The sequence below is a fragment of the Amycolatopsis sp. NPDC114503 genome, assembly GCF_055633655.1.
This window is the reverse complement of sequence record NZ_JBVKDT010000003.1, coordinates 501993-519657: the sequence shown is the minus strand read 5'-3', so window position 1 is coordinate 519657 and position 17665 is coordinate 501993. Positions and strand designations below refer to the sequence as shown.

Sequence of the window (17665 nt, the reverse complement as noted above, 5' to 3'; positions counted from 1 at the left end):
ACTGTCGCCGCTGGCCAATCCGGCTGGTAGCGCACATTGCCCAGGTTTTCGGCTACCGTGCTGTGACATGTCACAACTGTCGTGGCGCAGCTTCGAGCACCGGCTGCCGAAGGTGGGCGAGCGGACGATCCGCCGGTACGTCGAGACCTCCCCGCACTACCGGGGCCAGGCGCCCGCACACCTGCACCTGCACATGGCGCACACGGTCCGCGAGTTCGGCCGGATGTTCGCGCGCGCCGTGCGGGAGCACGACGAACTGCGCGAGGACGAACTGGAGCTGTTCCGCAGGCGCGGCCGGGAACGGGGCGCGGAGGGGCTGCCGGTCAGCGAGTTCATGCACGCGTATCTGCTGGCGGCCGAGGAGATGTGGGCGGAGATCCAGGACCTGTCCGGCGGGGCGCCGCCCGGCGAGGCGACCGCGGTGCTGCTGAAGTGCCTGCACCAGGTGCTGAACGCGGCCGTGCAGGCGCATCAGAAGGAATTCCAGACCGCCGACCACGAACAGCGCGAGGCGGCCCGGGCTCTGGTCCGGCGGCTGGCGGCGGGGGAGGTCGTGCCGGAACCGGCGGACGTCCGGCTCGCCCCGGCGTACGGCGTGCTGGCGCTGCGGTTCGCCGCGGACCCGGCGGATTCGGTCGGCGACGCGGTCGGCCGGCATCTGGCCGGACAGCGGAAGGCGCGGTTGCTGCTGCAGCACCTGCGTCGAGAACTGTCCGGAGACGTGCTGGCCGCCTTGGATCCGGACGGCGGGCTTCTGCTCATCCCGTCCGCTTCGGACAGTCACGAGGCAGCGCTGACCGAGGCCCGGCAAGCAGTTCCGCGCGCGCATCAGACGACGGGGGTGGAGATCACCGGTGCGTTCGCCCACGCGGCCGAGCTGTCCGAAATCCCGGCGGCAGCGGCGGAGGCGGAACGGCTCCTGCGGCTGAACGCGGTCCCCGGCACCGTCGCGGTGCTCGCCGACCATCTCTTCGAATACCAGCTGAACCACGACAGCGCGGCGACTCCTCAGCTGCGTGCGCTCGCGGAGCGGCTGGGCGGCGAGCCCGATCTGACGACGACGCTCCGGACGTACTTCGACACCGATTTCAACCGCCGCGAGACCGCGCGGAAGCTGCACGTCCATCCGAACACAGTGGACAATCGCCTGTCGCGCATCGCCAACCTGACCGGCGCTGATCCCCGGACAGCCAAAGGACTTCTGCTGCTCGGCGCGTCCCTCGGCCTGGCGGGCTGATCACCCGGCGAGAGAACCGCTGCCGCGGGGACCGGTCACCGTGACGCGGACGGTGCGTGCCGAGGGCAGCTGGGCGACGGTGACTTGCCAGGTCTGCGGCGTGCCGACGTCGATGGTGCGCAAGGCTTTCCGGACCAGAGCGGGAATCTCGTCGACGGGCAGGGTGCGGAGGTCGAATCGCGGGATCTGGACCGCGGACGGCGCGAAGACGACTGTCAGCCGGTGTTCTTGGACGACCGCGGTGAGCGTTTGCGAGACGTCGGTGCTCTGGGCCAGCCCGTCGACAGCGCGGCGCAGCTCTCCCTCGTCCAGCAAGGACTGTTCCGGGCCGACGTCGACCGTCGCGGAACCCGAGGAGGTCACCGCGGACGACTCGGGAGGCGGCGGTGCCGGGGCGCTGGTGTCCGGAGCGAACAGTTCGGCACGGAAGAGCCCGAGGACGGCGCCCGCACCGAGCAGCAGCCCGAGCAACGTGAGGTAACCGGCCGCGCACCCTTCCGGCGGCGGGTGGACCAAAGTGGACTCGGCCGCGGGCTCGATGACCGCTTCCGCCGCGCGACGCTGCCATTCCGGCGACGGATTGGAGACGATCCGGACCTTCCACGGCCGGTCCGGCGGGTACGCGACCAGCAGGACGTCGCCCTTGCGGTAGCTGGGAAGATCGACCAGGTTGACGGTGTGGCTCGTGGCCGCGCGATGGGACGGTGCCCCGTCCGGCGCGACCGTGAGGACGAATTCGAGCGGGAGATCGCCCGTTTCGCTGCCGCCGGCGCGCAGGCTTTCGATCCGCGCGAGCGCCAGTACGGGCGGTACTGCCGCCTCGCGGGCGCGGCGCGGCATTCCGCCGAGGTACACGAGAATGCCGTAGCCGAGCGGAATTCCCAGCCCGGTCACGAACAACGGAACGCTCTCGACGACGATCCCGGCGATGAGCGAGCACAGGGTCGCTCCGATCGTCACGCCGGTCAGGAAACCGAACGCGATCGTGCGAAGGGCTGCCATGGACATGCTCCCTTGGGGAGGTCAGAGGGAAATCGGTTCCACCAGAACGGATTTCGGGTCCTTGGGGTCGTAGCGGACTTTGACCTCCGAACCCTGGGAAGGGGCTTGGAACAGCGGTGTGATCATCGTCGTCACGACCTCGCGTTCGCCGGTCTCGGTGGGAAATCGCACGTGGACGGTGAATCTCGGGTTCCCCATGACCCAGACGTTGGTGAAGTCCACGCGGGTGAGAAGCCCGGTCACCTGGCGGCCGCAGTGGAGGATCGCCTGCTCGCGGTCGTCCGCCTCGGCCGCGCGCAGGAAAGACCGCAGCAGCACCACGATCAGGACCAGCGCGACGAGCCCGGCCACGACGGGCACCAGGAACGGCTCGTAGTAGACCACCCAGTCCACATCGGACCACGGCTCGGGCTTGCCGTCGAGGAAGGGCAGCCGTTCGCCGACCGATTCCGGCGGCGTCCACGAGGGAGCCGCCACGCCGCTGCCCAGCGCCACCCCGAGTGCCGCGGCCAGCGAACTGGAACGGAAGCCGATGCCCATGCGGCGCAACGACATTCCGCCGCCCCACAGCATCGCGAAGCCGAGCGAAGACGCCACCGTGACCGACAGGCTGAAGAACAGCACGAGCGACGCCGCCGGCCCCGCGTCGGCCCCCCACGCGCCGACGCGGTTCAGCGACATCAGCCGGAAGTTGTCCAGCAACCCGAGTGCGCCCGACCATCCCGCGACCGCCCAGGCGAGCGTCGTGGGAATCCCGAGCAGCCACAGCCGCCGGCTCGACGCGCGGGTCTCTTCAGGATCGTCCGGCAAACCGAACGCGAATGAACTGAACACCGAGGCCGCCTACGCGATCGGGCCGAACACCGCGACCTTGGCCGGATCGGCGGGGTCGAGGCGGGCCTCGTGGCGGGTCCCCGGCGCGTACTGCTGGATCGTCGCCAGCGGGGTGATCAGCGGGGTGACCGTCCGGTACATCATGCCGTCGGCACGGGTGACCTCCAGCGTCGCGGTGTACTGCGCCTGCCCGGCGACCGTCCGGCCGGTCGGTTCCAGCGCGCGGATCACCAGGGTCGCCTTCTCGCCGGTGTCGTAGAGCCGGCGCAGTTCGGTGCCGTAGGCCTGGAGTTCCTGCTGCTGGCGCAGCTGCTCCTCCATCGGCAGCGCCATGAAGGCCGCCATTTCCGGGTCGGCCGCGACGGTGCGGAACGCCTGAGCGGCCGCCTGAGGAGTCGGCAGCTGCGGGGTGATGTCGTGGCCTTGCGCGGCGGCGGCCTGCCGGAACTGCTCGGCGTGCTGCTGGAAGTCTTGCGCGCCCCGGGCCATGCCCTGCTGGGTGGCTTCGTTGATCTTGTCGCGGATTTTCTTGAACATGGGGTGCCTTTCGCTGTGTCGGTGTGCTGGACACAGCTTCGGGCGGGCGGGGTGCTACCGAACCCAGGTTTTGCGGTTGCGGGGTGCGTTGATGCTGGTCAGGGCGAGGCCCGGGGGCAGCCGCTAAAGCCGGTCGCTACCGTGCCAAGGCCCGCCGTCGTCGGTGGCGTCGAGGCAGGTCAGAGCTGCCCAGAAGACCGGAGAGCGGGCGGCTTCGGGACGTTCGCGCCAGCGCGCGAGCCGATCCCGCTGCCACGCGCACAGCTCCGTGACCGGGTCCGCCCCGGCGAGCGCGGTGTCGACGGCGACGATCAGCTCGGCCATCGGGTCCGCGCCGGGCGCCGCGGCCGACGTCGGCAGCGCCCAGACCGTCGCGGCGACCAGCCCGGCTCCGGCGGCGACGGCGGCGAGCAGCACGCCGAACGGTTCGGGCAGGCCGAAGTCGCTCGCGCTCGCGCAGCCGATGAGCGCCACCCGCGCGGGCATGTCCACTTCGGACAGTGCCAGGTCGGCCGCGGTGAACGGCCGGTGCGCGCCGATCGGGGCGGCCGTGCCCGCCACGTCGGCTGAGCAGGACAGGTGCAGGGCGGTCTGCGCGCCGTGGACGTCCTGGATGCGGCTGACGTGCCCCGCGAACACCAGTCGCGAGCACGGTTCGGCCAGCAGTTCGGCGAGCAGCCGCCGGTCGGTGTCGGTGCGGCGGACCAGGTCCAGCCCGCGCACGGCGGCAGGCCGGACCGGGCCGGTGGCGAGTTGGGCGTCGAGGTGGCGGATCAGCGGCGAGGTTTCGTCTTGCTTGCCGAGGACCGAACCCAGTTCGCCGAACGCGCTCTGGCCGGGGATCCGCGGATCGAGCAGGTAGACGGGCGGTCCGGCGGACACGGGCGCGCGGCGCGGGATTCCGGAGGGGGCGAGGAGGGAGACGTCGGCGAGGTCGAGGATCCGGACGTCGCTGTCGAAGCAGGTGTCGACCTCGCCGGCGTCGAGCACGTGGTCCGGCCGCCGGTCGGGGAGGGCGAGCAGACCCCACGGGACCGCGGCGAGGGCCGGGGACGGCTGGATTCGCAGCAGCGGGCGCGTGGCTCGCCGGAGTTGCGCGACGAGATCGGCGGGCAGGAGGTTGAGGGCGAGGACGCGGGCAAGGCGTTGCTCTCCCGAGGAGAAGGCGTCGAGCGAACGACGGACGGCGTCGGCGACCCGTTCGCCTTCGCGCGGCGTCGGGGAAGCCTCGGCGAGGAAACCGCGCGCGGTGTCGACGAGATCGGCGTCGATCGGGTGCGTGTGGACGGTGTCGAGGTCGCTGGTGGTGCGCCAGCTGAGGTAGGTGTGCCCGGCGTCGGCATAGCGCAGGATGAACGTCTCTCGGCCCGGGTCGGCGGCTGGCCACGTTTCGACAGTCCGAGTTGCCGGGACGCACCCGTACCTCTCGACGGCCAGCCGGGACCAGGCGTCCAATTCCATCGGCGAGGACGGCGACCAGCGCAGTCCGGGCGGCGGGGCGAGCCGGAGGGGGAGCGACGAGGTGACCGAACCCAATGCTGCCAACGGAAGATGACCGGTCTCGACGGGTGGTGCCGTCAGCGTGGGGAGTTCGCCGGTCAGGTCCAGGGAACGATCTTCGGGATACGCGCCGACCGCGCAGGCGCGTTCGATCAGCTCCGCCGTCAGCCGTGTCTCGCCGAGTTGGGTCAGCAGGACCATCAGCAGTTCCGTCGCCGGGCCCGCGACGCTGTTCGCCCACGCGGTGCGCGCCTGGGCCGACGCGAAGGCGAAGCGGTACTCCTGTGCGGCGAGGGCGACCGGAAGCAGCACGTCCAGCACCGCTCGCGGGTCTTCGCCGCGTGCGTAGCCGATCGTGGCCGACAGGTAATCGGCTCGCAGGCACTCCAGCCATTCGCCCGATTCGCGGGCCGCGGCCTGGAGATCGACCACGTGCTCTTCCGCGGACGGCCAGTCGCCCTCGGCCGCGGAGCAGCGAGCCAGCGCGGACGCGAGCCGACGCACGCCCGGAGTGTCTCCGTTCGCCGCCCATAGCTTTCCCGCGTGCTCGAACTGGTCTCGCGCCTGGGCGACCTCGCCGGCGACCAGCAGCAACGTGCCCAGCGCGTAGCTGGCCTCGGCGACGTCTCCGGTCACTCCGGCGGCGGCGAGTTCGTCCCTGGCCTTGACGATCGCCGCGATCGCGCCCGGGAAGTCACCGCCGAGCGCGCGGGTTTCGGCCAGTCCGATGGCGAATTTCGCCGCCGCCGGGCCTTCGTGCCGGGTTGTGAGCCGCAGCAGGTCCGCCGTCGCGTCTGCTTCCTCGCCGCCTGCCTGGCGGATGCGGGCGCGTTCGGCTCGTGCCATTGCCTGCAGCGCCGCTACTTGGACGCGGACCTCGTCAATGTCCGCGAGACCGTCGAGGTCGGTCAGGATCTCGTCGATCGCGTCGCGCGCTCCGGCCGGATCTCCGGCGGCCACTTGCACGCGCACTTCGAGGATGCGCAGCTCCAGCTCGTCGGCACCGTGCGGGTCGAGCTGCTCGGGCGGGAACTGGCCGGGTTCAGCGGCCTTGCGGAACGCCGCGCGGCGTCGCTGATCGGCGAGCAGTTCCCGTGCTTTGTCGAGGTCACCTTTTTCAGTGGACAGAGAAATGAGGACGCGTTCCGCTACCTCGCGGGAACCCTCGATCATCCGCAGTTCGGCGTACTGTCCGAAGTGGACGATGGCTGCGGTGCTCACCGCGAAGACGCTGAGCACGGCTTCCGCGCATTGGCGCGCGTTGCGGAGATCGCCTGCGGAGTAACAGACGGTGGCCAGATCGCTGACGGCGGCGACTTCGAGGCTGACGCGGTCGAGTTGCTGAGCAAGCTGGCGCATCCGGCCGTAGGCCCGTTGCGCACCGGCGACATCCCGCGCTGCGGCGAGTTGTTTGGCCTCGGTCTGGACGGCGAAGGCTTCGGTGAGCAGGGCGTCGTACTCGGCTTCGGTCAGGGCGCAGGCGGGCAGTTCCTGGTAGACAGCCGGGTCGAGGCCGAAATGCCTTGCGACGCAACGACAGTTGTAGCCGTGCGAAACCGCGTCGGCGAGTTCCGGGGGCAGCGGCCGGTCCGGCGGCTCGAGCGGCGGCGGCAATCCGGCGAGCACGTCAGAACTCCTCGTCGGCGACGGCTCGCTCGGCCAGGGTCCGGGCGGCGGGCGGCAGCGCTTCGCGGGATCGCACCAGGGAGATCACCTCGGCCCGGTCCTCCGGCGTGGTCCCGTGGACGTCCGGGTCCGCTGCTCCGACGACGAGGCCGAGCCGGGCGGGGGACGTCGCAGCCAGCCTGGTCCCGGCTTCGTCGAGGTCTGCGGTCCCGGCGAATCCTCCGCTGCCGAGGCGCAGCGGGACTTCGGCGAAGGGCTCGTCGTCGTGGGTCGCGACGGCGGTGAGGGCCGCGTCGCCGAGCGCGCCCGCGACTTCGGCCTCAAGCCGGGCGGCGGTCCTGGTCGCGACAATCCGCCAGGTCACCGTGTCTTCGGCGGCATCGAGAACGCCTGGCGGGACCCGGGCCCAGTCGACACTGACGCGTCCCTCGGCCAGCACGCCCTCGCCGGACGCGGCGGGGCCGGAGCCGGCGGCCAAGGCGTACGCACGTTGACCAGGGGCTACCCGAGCCGCCAGTTCGGCCGCGGCTTCGGCTCGTTCGAGGTCGTCCTGGCGGTCGAACCACGCGGAAAGCTGTGTGCACAGCCGCCGGACTTCCTCGGCGACCGGTCCTGCGGCGGCCAACAAGCCATTCGCTGCGTCGAACAGCTCTCCCGGGCTGGCCTCGAAGCCGTCGAGCAAGCCTTCGGCGAGGTCTTCGACTGCCGTGGTCGCGACGGCCGCTTCGAAGTCGAGCAGCGCCGGGTCGAGCGACGGGATTCCGAGCATCGGGCTGGCGGGCCACCAGCGGCGGGCCCACAGCAGGAGCGCGAGGGCGGCCAATTCCGGCCGAGCCGGGACGTCGACGTGCCCGTCGCGGAGCGCGCTCAGGCTGGCTTCGGTGCCGACGAGCCTGGTCAGCCACGGTTCGGCCGCGCTGGCGTCGGTGAGTTCGATCCGCATCGAAGGCGCCGAAGCGCCGAGCAGATCGGCCAGCGCGAAGCGGATGAGGCCGCCGTCGGCCGCGATGACGGGAGTGTGCACGGGATGCGTCACGAGGCGGCCTCCAGTCGCGGCAGGCTGGCGACGAGGGCGCGGCGCACTTTCGTCCGCAGGTCCAGCGACGTCGACCGGACTACTCCGGTGAGGAGGTCCCGGAAGTCGGCCGGGACCTCTCCGCTGACGTCGAAGCCGTGCAGCCGGACCCACAGCCTAGCGAGAAACCGCTTCGCGAATTCACGCAGCTCTCGCAGGATCTCGGCGTCCGGCTGCGCGGCGAGGGGCGTCGAACCGGCCAGCGCTCGGCGTGCGTAGAGGACGTATCCCTCCCGGGCGACCTGGGCGTTGAGCCGCTGCGCGAACTCCGGGAGGTCGCTGGACGGGACACCCTCGAGCGGCCGAAGCGCGGGTGCGAGGACGACGCCGAGTACGAAACACGTTGCCAGCACGGGCAATTCAAGCCCGAATCCGGCGGCCGTACGGCTGAGTTCTTCGTCGACCAGCTCGGCGACGGGTCTTTGCCCGGCCGCCCGGCGCAAGGTCGCGCGGACCCGTCGTTCGATGCTGCGTTCGAGAAGCTCGCCGCCGGTTTCGTCGCGCTGGTTCAGCGGCGGTACGGCGGTGCGTTCGCCGCGCTGCAGCCCGAGATCCGGCGCGGGCAGGCCGGAAACCTCGCGGACAGCCCGGGCTAGCGCGGCGGTGCCGCCGGGCTGACGCAAGGCCAGGCCGAACGCATGTCCGGCGGGGGAGTCGGCGAGCGCTTGCCAAGCCTCGTCGGTGAAGCCGTTGACGACGGTGTTGAGCAGCGCTGCGGCGTCTTCTGTCTGGTATGGGTGCGGTGTTGTGCGCCAGCGACGACGCAGTTCGGCGGTCAAGTCGGCGGAGCGCTGGGGGTCTGCCAAGTACCGGCTCAACTGATCGATCCCGGCCGTACCGTCTTCGCCGTGCCATTCGCGCAACGCCGCCGCGGCCCGCTCCGGCGCGGAGGCGTCCGGCATGTCGAAGGCTGTCGCGAGTTCGTAGGCGAGCGGAAAACATACGTCCTGGACGTTTCCGGCCGTGATGCGCAGGGCCCGGCGTTGCCGTTTCAGGTGCGTGAACCACGCCGCCGTGGCGCGCAGCCGCGCCGAGTCGGCCAGCAGCAGCTCGGTCACTTCCGCCGCTGCCTCCGGCTCCAGCAGCGGACGGCCGAGCCGGGGCCGTGCCGCGGTGCGAATGACCAGAGGGTCGATGATTTTCTTGACCGTGCGAGTCAGCGGACCGCCGTCGCCCGCCGAAAGGACCTCGACGCCCGGGATCCGCCGCCAGGCCTGCGCGAGGACGGCCGAGCGCAACCGGGACTGCACCTGGCCTGCCGTCATCGCGCCCCCTCGTTCCGCCCGAACTTTATCCTGCCGCGGGTTGCGCGTGCGGCTGAGGGAACGCATGCGGGGCAGGAACAATCGTTTCCGGGATTTGCGCCGAGTTCGCGTGCCGTCCGGCTGCGGTCGTCAAGCCGTGTGGCCGTGCCCCGGCCGGACGGGTGTACTTCGCCGGAGACTGGCTCACCCGTGCCGCCGCCTGGCAGGCTGGGGCATCCGAGTCCGCGCGGCTGGCAGTCCGGCGCCTGCACGAGCGCGTCCGGGTCCTGCTGAACTCCCGGCGGCAAGCGGTCCCTTCGAGGAAAGGACTCCCATGGTGCACGCCCAGTTCGACCCCGCCGTCCGCGAGGCGCTGGCCGCGAAAGCGGTGGAGGCGAAGACCCGCAAGGACCTCACCTGGCAGGAGATCGCCGACGCCGCCCGTCTGTCGGTGGTCTTCACGACGGCTGCCGTCCTCGGCCAGCATCCGCTGCCGAAGGCGTCCGCAGAGGCCGTGGCCGAGCTGCTCGGCCTGGATGACGACGCGGCGCTGCTGCTGCAGACGGTCCCGGTGCGGGGGTCGATCCCGGACCGGGTGCCGACCGATCCGACCATGTACCGCTTCTACGAGATCCTGCAGGTCTACGGAACGACCCTGAAGGCCCTCGTCCACGAACAGTTCGGCGACGGCATCATCTCGGCGGTCAACTTCAAGCTCGACGTGAAGAAGGTCGCCGACCCCGAGGGCGGCGAGCGGGCCGTGATCACCCTGGACGGCAAGTACCTGCCGGCCAAGCCGTTCTGAGCCGATTCCGCCGAAGAATTCGGGAACCGGGCCGGGAGAAAGCGCGGTTTTCCGGAAACTGAAGCTCAGCAGAAAGACCCCAGCGGCAAAGTAGCGGTCAACCCGTCGTGCTGACGGCCTTCGAGCCGGTCCAGCCGGAGGCCCCATTCCGCCGTGAGCCGGGCCAGCACCTGGGCCGCCTGTTCGACCGCCGCCGCATGAGGGGAGGCGACGCGTACGGCGGCCGTCACCTCGGGCGCCCCGGCCGAGCGACGGGCGGTCAGCGAGAGCGTCACAGCGGTCTGGGACGTCGCGCCCAGCACCGCGTGGATCAATCGCGGAGTCGTCGCCGGCGGGAGCTCCGACCAGCCGTCCAGCCGGAACGCCGCCTGGGAAACCGAGCCGCTGTGCCAAAGCCGCCACTGCTCCCGGACCTGGGTGCGGCCCGCCGTGACGTGCGCGAGCGAAGCGATCGAGCCGAGAAACTCGGGCTCTCCCAACGGAGTCGTCGGCACGCCGTCGCGGCGCAAGCGACGTTGCACGCGCCTCAGCGCATTGGCCAGCGCTTGGCGCACGGCATCGTCCTCGTACCGCTCGGCGGTGCGCAATGCCTGCAGCGCAAGCCAAATCCGCGGCGGTTGCCGACGGTCGACGCCCGCGTGGTACATCACCTGGGCGACGAAGCCGGTGCCCGGTTCGGCGGGCGGCAGCAGCGCTTCGGGGCCGGGGATCGGGGTCGGCGGGAGCGAGTCCGGGCGCAGGACGGCGCTGATCCCGTCCGTGCGGCTGAAGAGGAACACGGGATCGTCGCCGAGTTGCCCGATGTGTCCGGAACCCTCCGGCGACAGGGTGCGCAGCAGGGCGCGGCCGGTCTCGTCGGCGTCGGCCAGTTCGCGTTCCCGGTCGCGCAGCGCGTAACCGACGGAAAGCGACAGCCACTCGTAGCCCCAGCGGCCGCGGTACCGCAGTGCTGTCAGGGCCAGCAGCACCGCGGCGCCGAGCCCGATCGTGGCCGCCACCGGCCACGGCCGGTCGATCGCCAAGACCGCTGCCACCAGCACCAGTTGCCCGCAGACGATCTGCAGCGCTCCCCATCGGCGACGTCGCTGTGCCGGAAGGTGCGCCGGAGCCGGGGGCGGGGTCGTCACGACCGGGCGCCATGGCTGGGCATAAGCAGCGGCTGGGGAAGGAGCTGCTGCTCTTGCCGCGGTCAGCGCCGCCAGGGCGGCGGTGCGAGCCGCTGCCTGTGCGTCGGCCGGCACGGGAATCTGCTGGCCCTGGCCGATCGGCCGGGCGAGCGGTATCGGCTCCGGGACCGGTCGCGCCGGGGCGCTGGCGCGCCGGCCGGGATGTGCCTCGCCGGGATGGGTCACGGCAGCTCTCCTCACGTCCCGGACAGGGTCGCGGGGCGAAGCTGAGGTTTCGGTGACAGCTCGTTTAATCAGGATTTCAACGGCGTGCTCTAGCGTCCGGGCATGGGTTCCGGATGTATCTCGGCTGTAGCCGACCCCGTTACGGTCCTCCGGTGACCACAGAAACGCCGCGCGCGAGGCGCGCCGCCATGTTCCGGCTCGGGACGGTAGTCGTCGCCGCCCTGGCCGTGGTCGGCATCGCCGTCACCGGGCACGCTTCGCTGCCCACGGAACTGCAGTTCGCCGACGCCGGGCACTGGGTCTACAACACCTCGTCGCAGTCGGCGGTGCACGTCGACGGCGCGACCGGCCAGGTCGACGCCCAGGCGGCGGTCCCCGGCGCGGAGGCGGGCAGCCCGGTCGCGCAGGGCGGCCGTTCGGGCTACGTCGTCGACCGGACGCGGATCACCGAGTTCAGCAAGTCGACGCTCGGCGTCGAGAGCAGCAAAGCGCCGCCCGCCGCCGAGGAACCGGTCGTGCTGGAGGTCGCGGGCGGCCCGTACCTCGTGTACCGCAACGCCGGGCAGATCGCGCGCCTCGGCGACCCGGCGGCGACCGCCCCGGCAGGCGGCCCGCTGTCCGCACCGGTCACGACGTCGGACGGCACGGTCTGGGTGCACCGCATCGACAACGGCTCGATCTGCGAACTCCCGCGCGGCACCACGCTCCTGACCTGCCCCGCGCAGCTGCCGCAGGGGCACGACGCGTCGCTTTCGATCGTCGGCGACCGCCCCGTCGTGCTCGACACGACCGCCAGCGTGCTCCGCTCGGTCGGCGCGAACGGGCTCGGCGACCCGGCCGACATCGGGCTTTCGCTGCCCGCGACCGTCCAGGTGGCCAGCGACGACGTCGACGGGCGGCTCGCCGTCGTCGACCCGGATCACGGCCAGCTGCACCTGATCGACGCCGCCGGCCTGCTGCAGAGCCGTCCGGTCGCGCGGCCGGTTTCGGTCCCGCTGGAGAAGGGCGGGCACTACGCCGGCCCGGTCGCGGCGTCGCACACCGTCGCCGTGGTCGACCAGGCCCGGCACGAGGTGCGCACCTACGACAGCAAGGGCGCGCTGAAGAGCAGCAAGACGGTGCCCGAGGGCGGCGGCGAAGCGCGGCTGTCGCTCGGCCAGGACCACCGGATCTACGTCGACAACCACGACGGCTCGCACATGGTCGTCGTCGACGGCGGCGACGGCGTGGCCGCGGACGTGGACGTCAGCGCGAAGACCCAGCCGAAGCCCACTCCGCCGTCGCAGCCGGAAACCCCGGCCAGCAGCCAGCCGCCCGCACCTCCTGCGCCGCCGGGACCGCCCGCGCAGCGGGACAATCCGCCTCCGCCGGTCGCGAAGCCGACCCCGCCGGGTTCGCCGCGCAACGTCCGCGCGACCCCGGGCACCGGTTCGGCCACGGTCATGTGGACGTCCGCCCCCGGCAACGGTTCCCGCGTGGCCCGGTATGTCGTGTCGTGGTCCGGCGGTTCGACCACAGTGGACGGTTCGCGGTCGCGGGTCACCGTGAGCGGATTGACCAACGGCCAGTCCTATTCCTTCAGCGTGGCCGCGGAAAACTCCGCCGGTCGCGGCGCGGCGGCCAGTTCGGGCTCGATCGTGCCGGGCGGAGCCGCCGAGGCGCCGAAGGTCACCGCGACCGTCGGGTCCAACGGCGCGGTTTCGGTGAGCTGGACGACTCCGGACCTGCACGGCGCCGACCTCGACCACTACGCGGTGAGCGCGTCCGGACAGGGCGACCGGTCGGTGTCCGGGACGTCGACCAGTTTCCAGGGCTTGAGCGGCACTATCACCTTCACGGTCCGGGCGATCACCTCGTACGGTTCGGGCGGGCAGCTCACCGGCAGCCCCGGTTCGGCGCGGGCGACTGTCGCGTCCGGCCCGCCGTCGGTGAAGATCACGAGCGTGCGCAGCACGAACGCGCTGATCGTGACGGTCGACGCGGACCCGAACGGCGGCGCGGCCACCTGCCAAGCCTCGTTCATGGGCGCGACTTCGCCCGCGAAGTCCTGTTCCGGCTCCACCCAGCTCACGATTTCCAACGTGGTTTGGGCCGGGGCGATCACGATCAAGGCTACGATCCGGAATTCCGCGGGTTCGGCGAACGACAGCTGGACCGGCGTTCCGACCACTTCATGAGAAAGGCGAACGTGAGCTTCACGCCGAAAGCGGCTTACGACCTCATTGCCGACAACGTGCAGACAGTGCTGCGCGGCCATCCGGACGTCGTCCGGATGGCGGTCGCGGCGCTGTTCGCCGAGGGGCACCTGCTGATCGAGGACGTGCCCGGCGTCGGGAAGACCACGCTCGCGCGGTGCCTCGCCGCCAGCGTCGGAGGCCGGTGGAACCGCATCCAGTTCACCCCGGACCTGCTGCCCGGCGACATTCTCGGCGTGATGGTCTACCACCAGCACGCCGAGCAGTTCCAGTTCCACCCCGGCGGGATCTTCGCGAACGTGGTGCTCGCCGACGAAATCAACCGCGGCACCCCGAAAACGCAGGCGGCGCTGCTTGAGGCGATGGCCGAGCGGCGGGTCACGGTCGACGCGGTCAGCCAGCCGGTGCCGCGGCCGTTCCTGGTGGTGGCGACCCAGAACCCGATCGAGATGGAGGGCACCTACCGGCTGCCCGAGGCGCAGCTCGACCGGTTCCTGATGCGGCTGTCGGTCGGCTATCCGAGCCACGACGCGGAAGTGATGGTCGTGATGGGCGACTGCGCGGGCGTCACCGCCGACGAGCTGCGGCCGGTGCTGCGGATCGAAGACGTGCAGCAGGTCATCGCCCGCGTGCGGCAGGCGTACCTGGCGCCGGAGGTCGTGTCGTACGCGGTCCGCCTCGCCGCGGCGAGCCGCAGCCATCCGGCCGTGCGCTACGGCGTGAGCCCGCGCGGCAGCATCGCGCTGATCCGTGCCGGGCAAGGCCTCGCGGCCACGCACGGCCGCGATTTCGTGACCCCGGACGACGTCAAGGACGTGGCGCTTCCGGTGCTGTGCCACCGGCTGGTGCTGACCCCGGACGCCGAATTGAACCAGCGGCGGGCCGAGGACGTCGTCGCCGAACTGCTCGCCGACACCGCCGCTCCGACGGCCGCGCCCGGGCGCTGAGACGTGCGGCTCACCCGCCGCGGAATCGCGGCGCTCGCCGGTGCTGTGCTGGGCTACGGGCTCGGCGAACTGGCCGGGTATCCGCTCCTGCGCGTGCTCGCCGGGATCGTGGCCGGCGCCGTGGTCGCGGCGGTGCTCGTGACCCGGGCCCGGCCGAAGGCCGAGGTCTCGCGGTCCGTGCACCCGGAACGCATCGAACGCGGCCGTCCGGCACTGGCCACTTTGGCGGTGCGCAACGAAAGCGAGCGACGGCACGGCGGGTTCTCCGCGCAGGACTGCGTCGGCGCGCATGTCCGCGAGGTGCGGGTCCGCGCGCTCGCGCCCGGCGCGGCGGCGACCTACCACTACGAGCTTCCGACCAGTGTGCGCGGCAGGCTCGAGGTCGGGCCGCTGGTGCTGCACCGGTCGGATCCGTTCGGGTTCGCGCGCGCCGACCGGACGCTGGGCGCGGCCGCCTGCCTGTGGGTGCACCCGCGGCTGAACCCGATGCGCCCGGCGGCCTCGGGGCACCCGCGCCACCACCACGACGGGCCGATCACCGACCCGCCGCTGCGCGGTTCCGCGGATCTGCTGGCCGTGCGCGAATACATGCTCGGCGACGAAGTCCGGCACCTGCACTGGAAAGCCAGCGCGCGAACCGGACGGTTGATGGTCCGCGACTACGCCGATCCTGCGCAATCGCGGCTCACCGCGGTGCTCGACACCCGGTCGGAGGCGATGCGTCCGGAGGTGTTCGAGGAAGCCGTCGAGGTCGTGGCCTCGTTGCTGTACGCGTCCGCCATGGCGGGCCAGCACTGCCGGTTGCTGACGTCGTCCGGGCTCGAAACTCCGGTGGGGAGCGGGGTTCCGACGGCTCGTTTGCTGTTGGACGAACTCTGCCTGGCCGCGCAGAATCCGGACGATGCGTTGCTGCTGCCCGCAGCGCGGCTGGCGGGTGCGCGGCCGGGCGGGGCGCTGGTGGTGGTCACCGGGCCGGAGGCCGATCTCGGGGCGGCGCTGCGCTGGCGTCCGGACACCGTTGTCCGGCTGGGCGTTCGAGAGCCGGGCGTGCGCGCCGGTTCGATCGACGCGACGGACGCCGTGGACGCGGCGGCGAAGTGGAATGCCCGGGGTGCGGGGTGAACGCCCGGTTGGCGGTGACTGGACTGCTCGGCTCCACCGCGGTGGCCGGGCTGTTGTTCGCGCCGGTTTTCGGGTTGTCCGCGTTGCTGTTGCCGGTGCTCGTGGTCGTGCTGCTCGGCTGCGCGAGCGCCGAGTTGTGCCTTCGCCTGCCGCGGCTGGCGGCGTGGCGTCCGCTGGTCGTGCTGATCGCCGGATTGCTCGGAATCGTTGAGACCACGCTGTTTTCGACCACTGTCTCCGGATTGCCCACGGGCGCCTCGCTGCAAGGATTGAGCCACGGGCTGACCGAGAGCTGGCTGCAGACGCTGCAATCGACCTGGCCCGCGCGACCGGACGCCGGGCAGCTGCTGTTCGTTCCGCTGGCGGTGTTGCTGGCGGTCGTGCTCGGGCTGGAATTGTTGCTGCGCCTGCGAATGCCGCTCGTGGCGCTGCTGCCGAGCCTGGCCGTCGCGGGTCTGGCGCAGGCGTATCAGGCGTTGACCGGATTCACCGCGCTGTACGCCGCAGTCGCGTATTTCGCGCCTGCCGGGTTGATGCTGTGGGCGGCGCGGTCCGGAGGCGGGTCGCTGCGGTTTCGGCGGCCGTCCGGTTCGGCCGCGTTGGCGGTGCTGCCGCTGGTGGTCGCGATCGCCGGCGGAGCAGTCGTTTTCGGCGGACTCGACCCGGCGGAGCGGGAGCCGTTCCGGCTCGCCGAAGGCCATCCGGTGCCGCCCCCGCAAACCCCGGTCAGCAACCCGCTCGACGAAATCGCGGGACAGCTGGCGGATCCGGCGCGGCCGGTGTTCAGCTACCGCAGCACGGCTCCGGTCGACCGGTGGCGGCTGGTCGTGCTGAACGGGTTCGACGGCGCGGGCTGGTCGGCCGAACCGAAGCTGCGCCGGCTCGGCCGGAGTCTCGACGGCGTTCCCGGCGCGCCCGAGGTCTCCGCGGAGCTGAGCGTGCCGCCGCTGTCCGGGCCGTGGCTGCCGAGCCAGCCGGGCCTGACCAGCGTGACCGGTGCCGCGCCGCTCGTGGACCCCGGCGCGGGCGTCCTGCTGTCGGCGTCCCCGGGCGGGCAAACCGATTACCGGATGACTTGGTCAGCACCGGAAGCGGACGCGAAGTACCTGGCCACGGCACCGGTGGACGCAGACGCGCCGGGCGGCCTCGGCGGTGTCGGCGCAGTGCCCGACGACGTCGCCCGGCTCGCCTGGACGGCGGTGCGCGGATTGCGCCCGACGTTCCAATCCGCGTTGCAGCTGCAGCGATTTCTCCAGCAGAACTACCAGCTCGCGGTCGGCGACGACCTGCCGACCGGGGCTTCCTGGCCGCAGCTGCGGCAGTTCCTGACCGTCTCGAAACGGGGGACGAGCGAACAGTTCGCCGCCGCGTACGTGGCGCTGGCCCGGATCACCGGCATTCCCGCCCGGCTCGTGGTCGGCTACCGCGGCGCGGACACCGCCGGGGCGCACGTCGTGCACGCCGGAGACGCGCTGGCCTGGCCGGAGGTTGCCGTCGCCGGGGTCGGCTGGGTGCCGCTGGACCCGACGAAATCCGCGACCACGTCCGCCAAGTCGTCCGGACTGGCGGGCGCGGCCGGACGGGCGCAGTCGCAGCTGCCGCCGCTGGAAAAGCTCCAGCCGCCGGTGGCGCCGCCGGGCAGCAAGCCGGAAGCCGCCGCGTCCGTTTCCGGAACTGGCAGCTGGCCGTGGTGGATCGCGGCGGCCGTGGTGCCCGGGCTGATGCTGTGCGGGCTGGTCGCCGTGCCGTTGGCGAAGCTTCTCCGGACGAGACGCCGGCGTCGGCGTCTGGGCAAGGACGCGATTTTCGGTGCGTGGGCGGAAGCCCGGGACCGGCTGCGTGCGCACGGGGTCGCCTACCGGGTGGGCATGACGCCGCGCGACCTGGCGGAATCGGCGGGGTCGGAGCTGGGGGAGCGGGTGCGCGAGCCGGTGCTGAGGCTGTCCGGCGTGATGGATTCGGCGCTGTGGTCGCGATTCCCGCCGTCGGAGAGCGCGGTGGGGGTGGCGTGGATGGAGATCAGGGAACTGCGCCGGGCGCTGGCCGGACGTCCTTGGATGAGCCGGGTGCGCGCGGTGTTCGATCCGCGGCCGTTGTTCCGGAGGTCGGCTTAGCCCAGACGCCGCTGCCTCTTCACGTCCGTGAGGGGAACCCTGAGGGAATCAGATTCCTTCAGGGTTCCCCTCACG

13 protein-coding genes are annotated in these 17665 nt (G+C 71.8%); 6 read left to right on the top strand and 7 right to left on the bottom strand.

The annotated features are described in order from the left end of the window. The first annotated feature begins 67 nt into the window (after positions 1 to 67). Positions 68 to 1237, top strand: a complete 1170-nt coding sequence (locus ACZ7OI_RS15010; RefSeq protein WP_470264755.1) for a PucR family transcriptional regulator — start codon at positions 68 to 70, stop codon at positions 1235 to 1237. Here ACZ7OI_RS15010 and ACZ7OI_RS15005 read toward each other — a convergent pair whose 3' ends face one another. The 6 genes from ACZ7OI_RS15005 to ACZ7OI_RS14980 form a co-directional block, all read right to left on the bottom strand. Continuing rightward, the gene (locus ACZ7OI_RS15005; RefSeq protein ID WP_470264754.1) at positions 1238 to 2239 is read right to left on the bottom strand and encodes a hypothetical protein; all 1002 of its coding nucleotides are present in this window, start codon (positions 2237 to 2239) and stop codon (positions 1238 to 1240) included. A gap of 21 nt (positions 2240 to 2260) precedes the next feature. Beyond that, the gene (locus tag ACZ7OI_RS15000; RefSeq protein ID WP_470264753.1) at positions 2261 to 3073 is read right to left on the bottom strand and encodes a DUF3592 domain-containing protein; all 813 of its coding nucleotides are present in this window, start codon (positions 3071 to 3073) and stop codon (positions 2261 to 2263) included. Positions 3074 to 3082: 9 nt separating this feature from the next. Then, positions 3083 to 3610: a hypothetical protein gene (locus ACZ7OI_RS14995; protein WP_470264752.1), complete on the bottom strand. Its 528-nt coding sequence runs from the start codon at positions 3608 to 3610 to the stop codon at positions 3083 to 3085. A 123-nt stretch (positions 3611 to 3733) separates the two neighbouring features. Continuing rightward, positions 3734 to 6736, bottom strand: a complete 3003-nt coding sequence (locus ACZ7OI_RS14990) for a hypothetical protein (RefSeq protein ID WP_470264751.1) — start codon at positions 6734 to 6736, stop codon at positions 3734 to 3736. 1 nt (position 6737) lies between these two features. Then, positions 6738 to 7772 (bottom strand): hypothetical protein, encoded by a 1035-nt coding sequence (locus ACZ7OI_RS14985; RefSeq protein WP_470264750.1) that lies wholly within the window; start codon positions 7770 to 7772, stop codon positions 6738 to 6740. Beyond that, positions 7769 to 9076: a hypothetical protein gene (locus ACZ7OI_RS14980; RefSeq protein ID WP_470264749.1), complete on the bottom strand. Its 1308-nt coding sequence runs from the start codon at positions 9074 to 9076 to the stop codon at positions 7769 to 7771. The genes ACZ7OI_RS14985 and ACZ7OI_RS14980 overlap by 4 nt, the downstream gene beginning before the upstream one ends. Before the next feature lie 313 nt (positions 9077 to 9389). Here ACZ7OI_RS14980 and cynS point away from each other — a divergent pair, with 313 nt between their 5' ends. Beyond that, positions 9390 to 9860 carry a cyanase gene (gene cynS / locus ACZ7OI_RS14975; RefSeq protein ID WP_470264748.1) on the top strand — a complete coding sequence of 157 codons (471 nt, stop codon included), beginning with the start codon at positions 9390 to 9392 and terminating at the stop codon, positions 9858 to 9860. Positions 9861 to 9925: 65 nt separating this feature from the next. Here the strand turns inward: cynS and ACZ7OI_RS14970 are convergent, their stop codons facing one another. Then, the gene (locus ACZ7OI_RS14970; protein WP_470264747.1) at positions 9926 to 11212 is read right to left on the bottom strand and encodes a type VII secretion protein EccE; all 1287 of its coding nucleotides are present in this window, start codon (positions 11210 to 11212) and stop codon (positions 9926 to 9928) included. 152 nt (positions 11213 to 11364) lie between these two features. On the opposite strand from ACZ7OI_RS14970, the gene ACZ7OI_RS14965 reads away from it, so the two are divergent. The 4 genes from ACZ7OI_RS14965 to ACZ7OI_RS14950 are packed head-to-tail and all read left to right on the top strand — an operon-like array spanning position 11365 to position 17590. Then, the gene (locus ACZ7OI_RS14965) at positions 11365 to 13389 is read left to right on the top strand and encodes a fibronectin type III domain-containing protein (RefSeq protein WP_470264746.1); all 2025 of its coding nucleotides are present in this window, start codon (positions 11365 to 11367) and stop codon (positions 13387 to 13389) included. Then, on the top strand, positions 13386 to 14354 hold the full coding sequence (locus ACZ7OI_RS14960) for an AAA family ATPase (RefSeq protein ID WP_470264745.1): 969 nt from the start codon (positions 13386 to 13388) through the stop codon (positions 14352 to 14354). Before ACZ7OI_RS14965 ends, ACZ7OI_RS14960 begins: the two co-directional genes overlap by 4 nt. A 3-nt stretch (positions 14355 to 14357) precedes the next feature. Beyond that, a complete protein-coding gene (locus ACZ7OI_RS14955; protein ID WP_470264744.1) occupies positions 14358 to 15476 on the top strand; it encodes a DUF58 domain-containing protein in 1119 nt (372 codons plus the stop codon). Then, positions 15473 to 17590 carry a transglutaminase TgpA family protein gene (locus tag ACZ7OI_RS14950; RefSeq protein WP_470264743.1) on the top strand — a complete coding sequence of 706 codons (2118 nt, stop codon included), beginning with the start codon at positions 15473 to 15475 and terminating at the stop codon, positions 17588 to 17590. Before ACZ7OI_RS14955 ends, ACZ7OI_RS14950 begins: the two co-directional genes overlap by 4 nt. Positions 17591 to 17665: the final 75 nt, after the last annotated feature.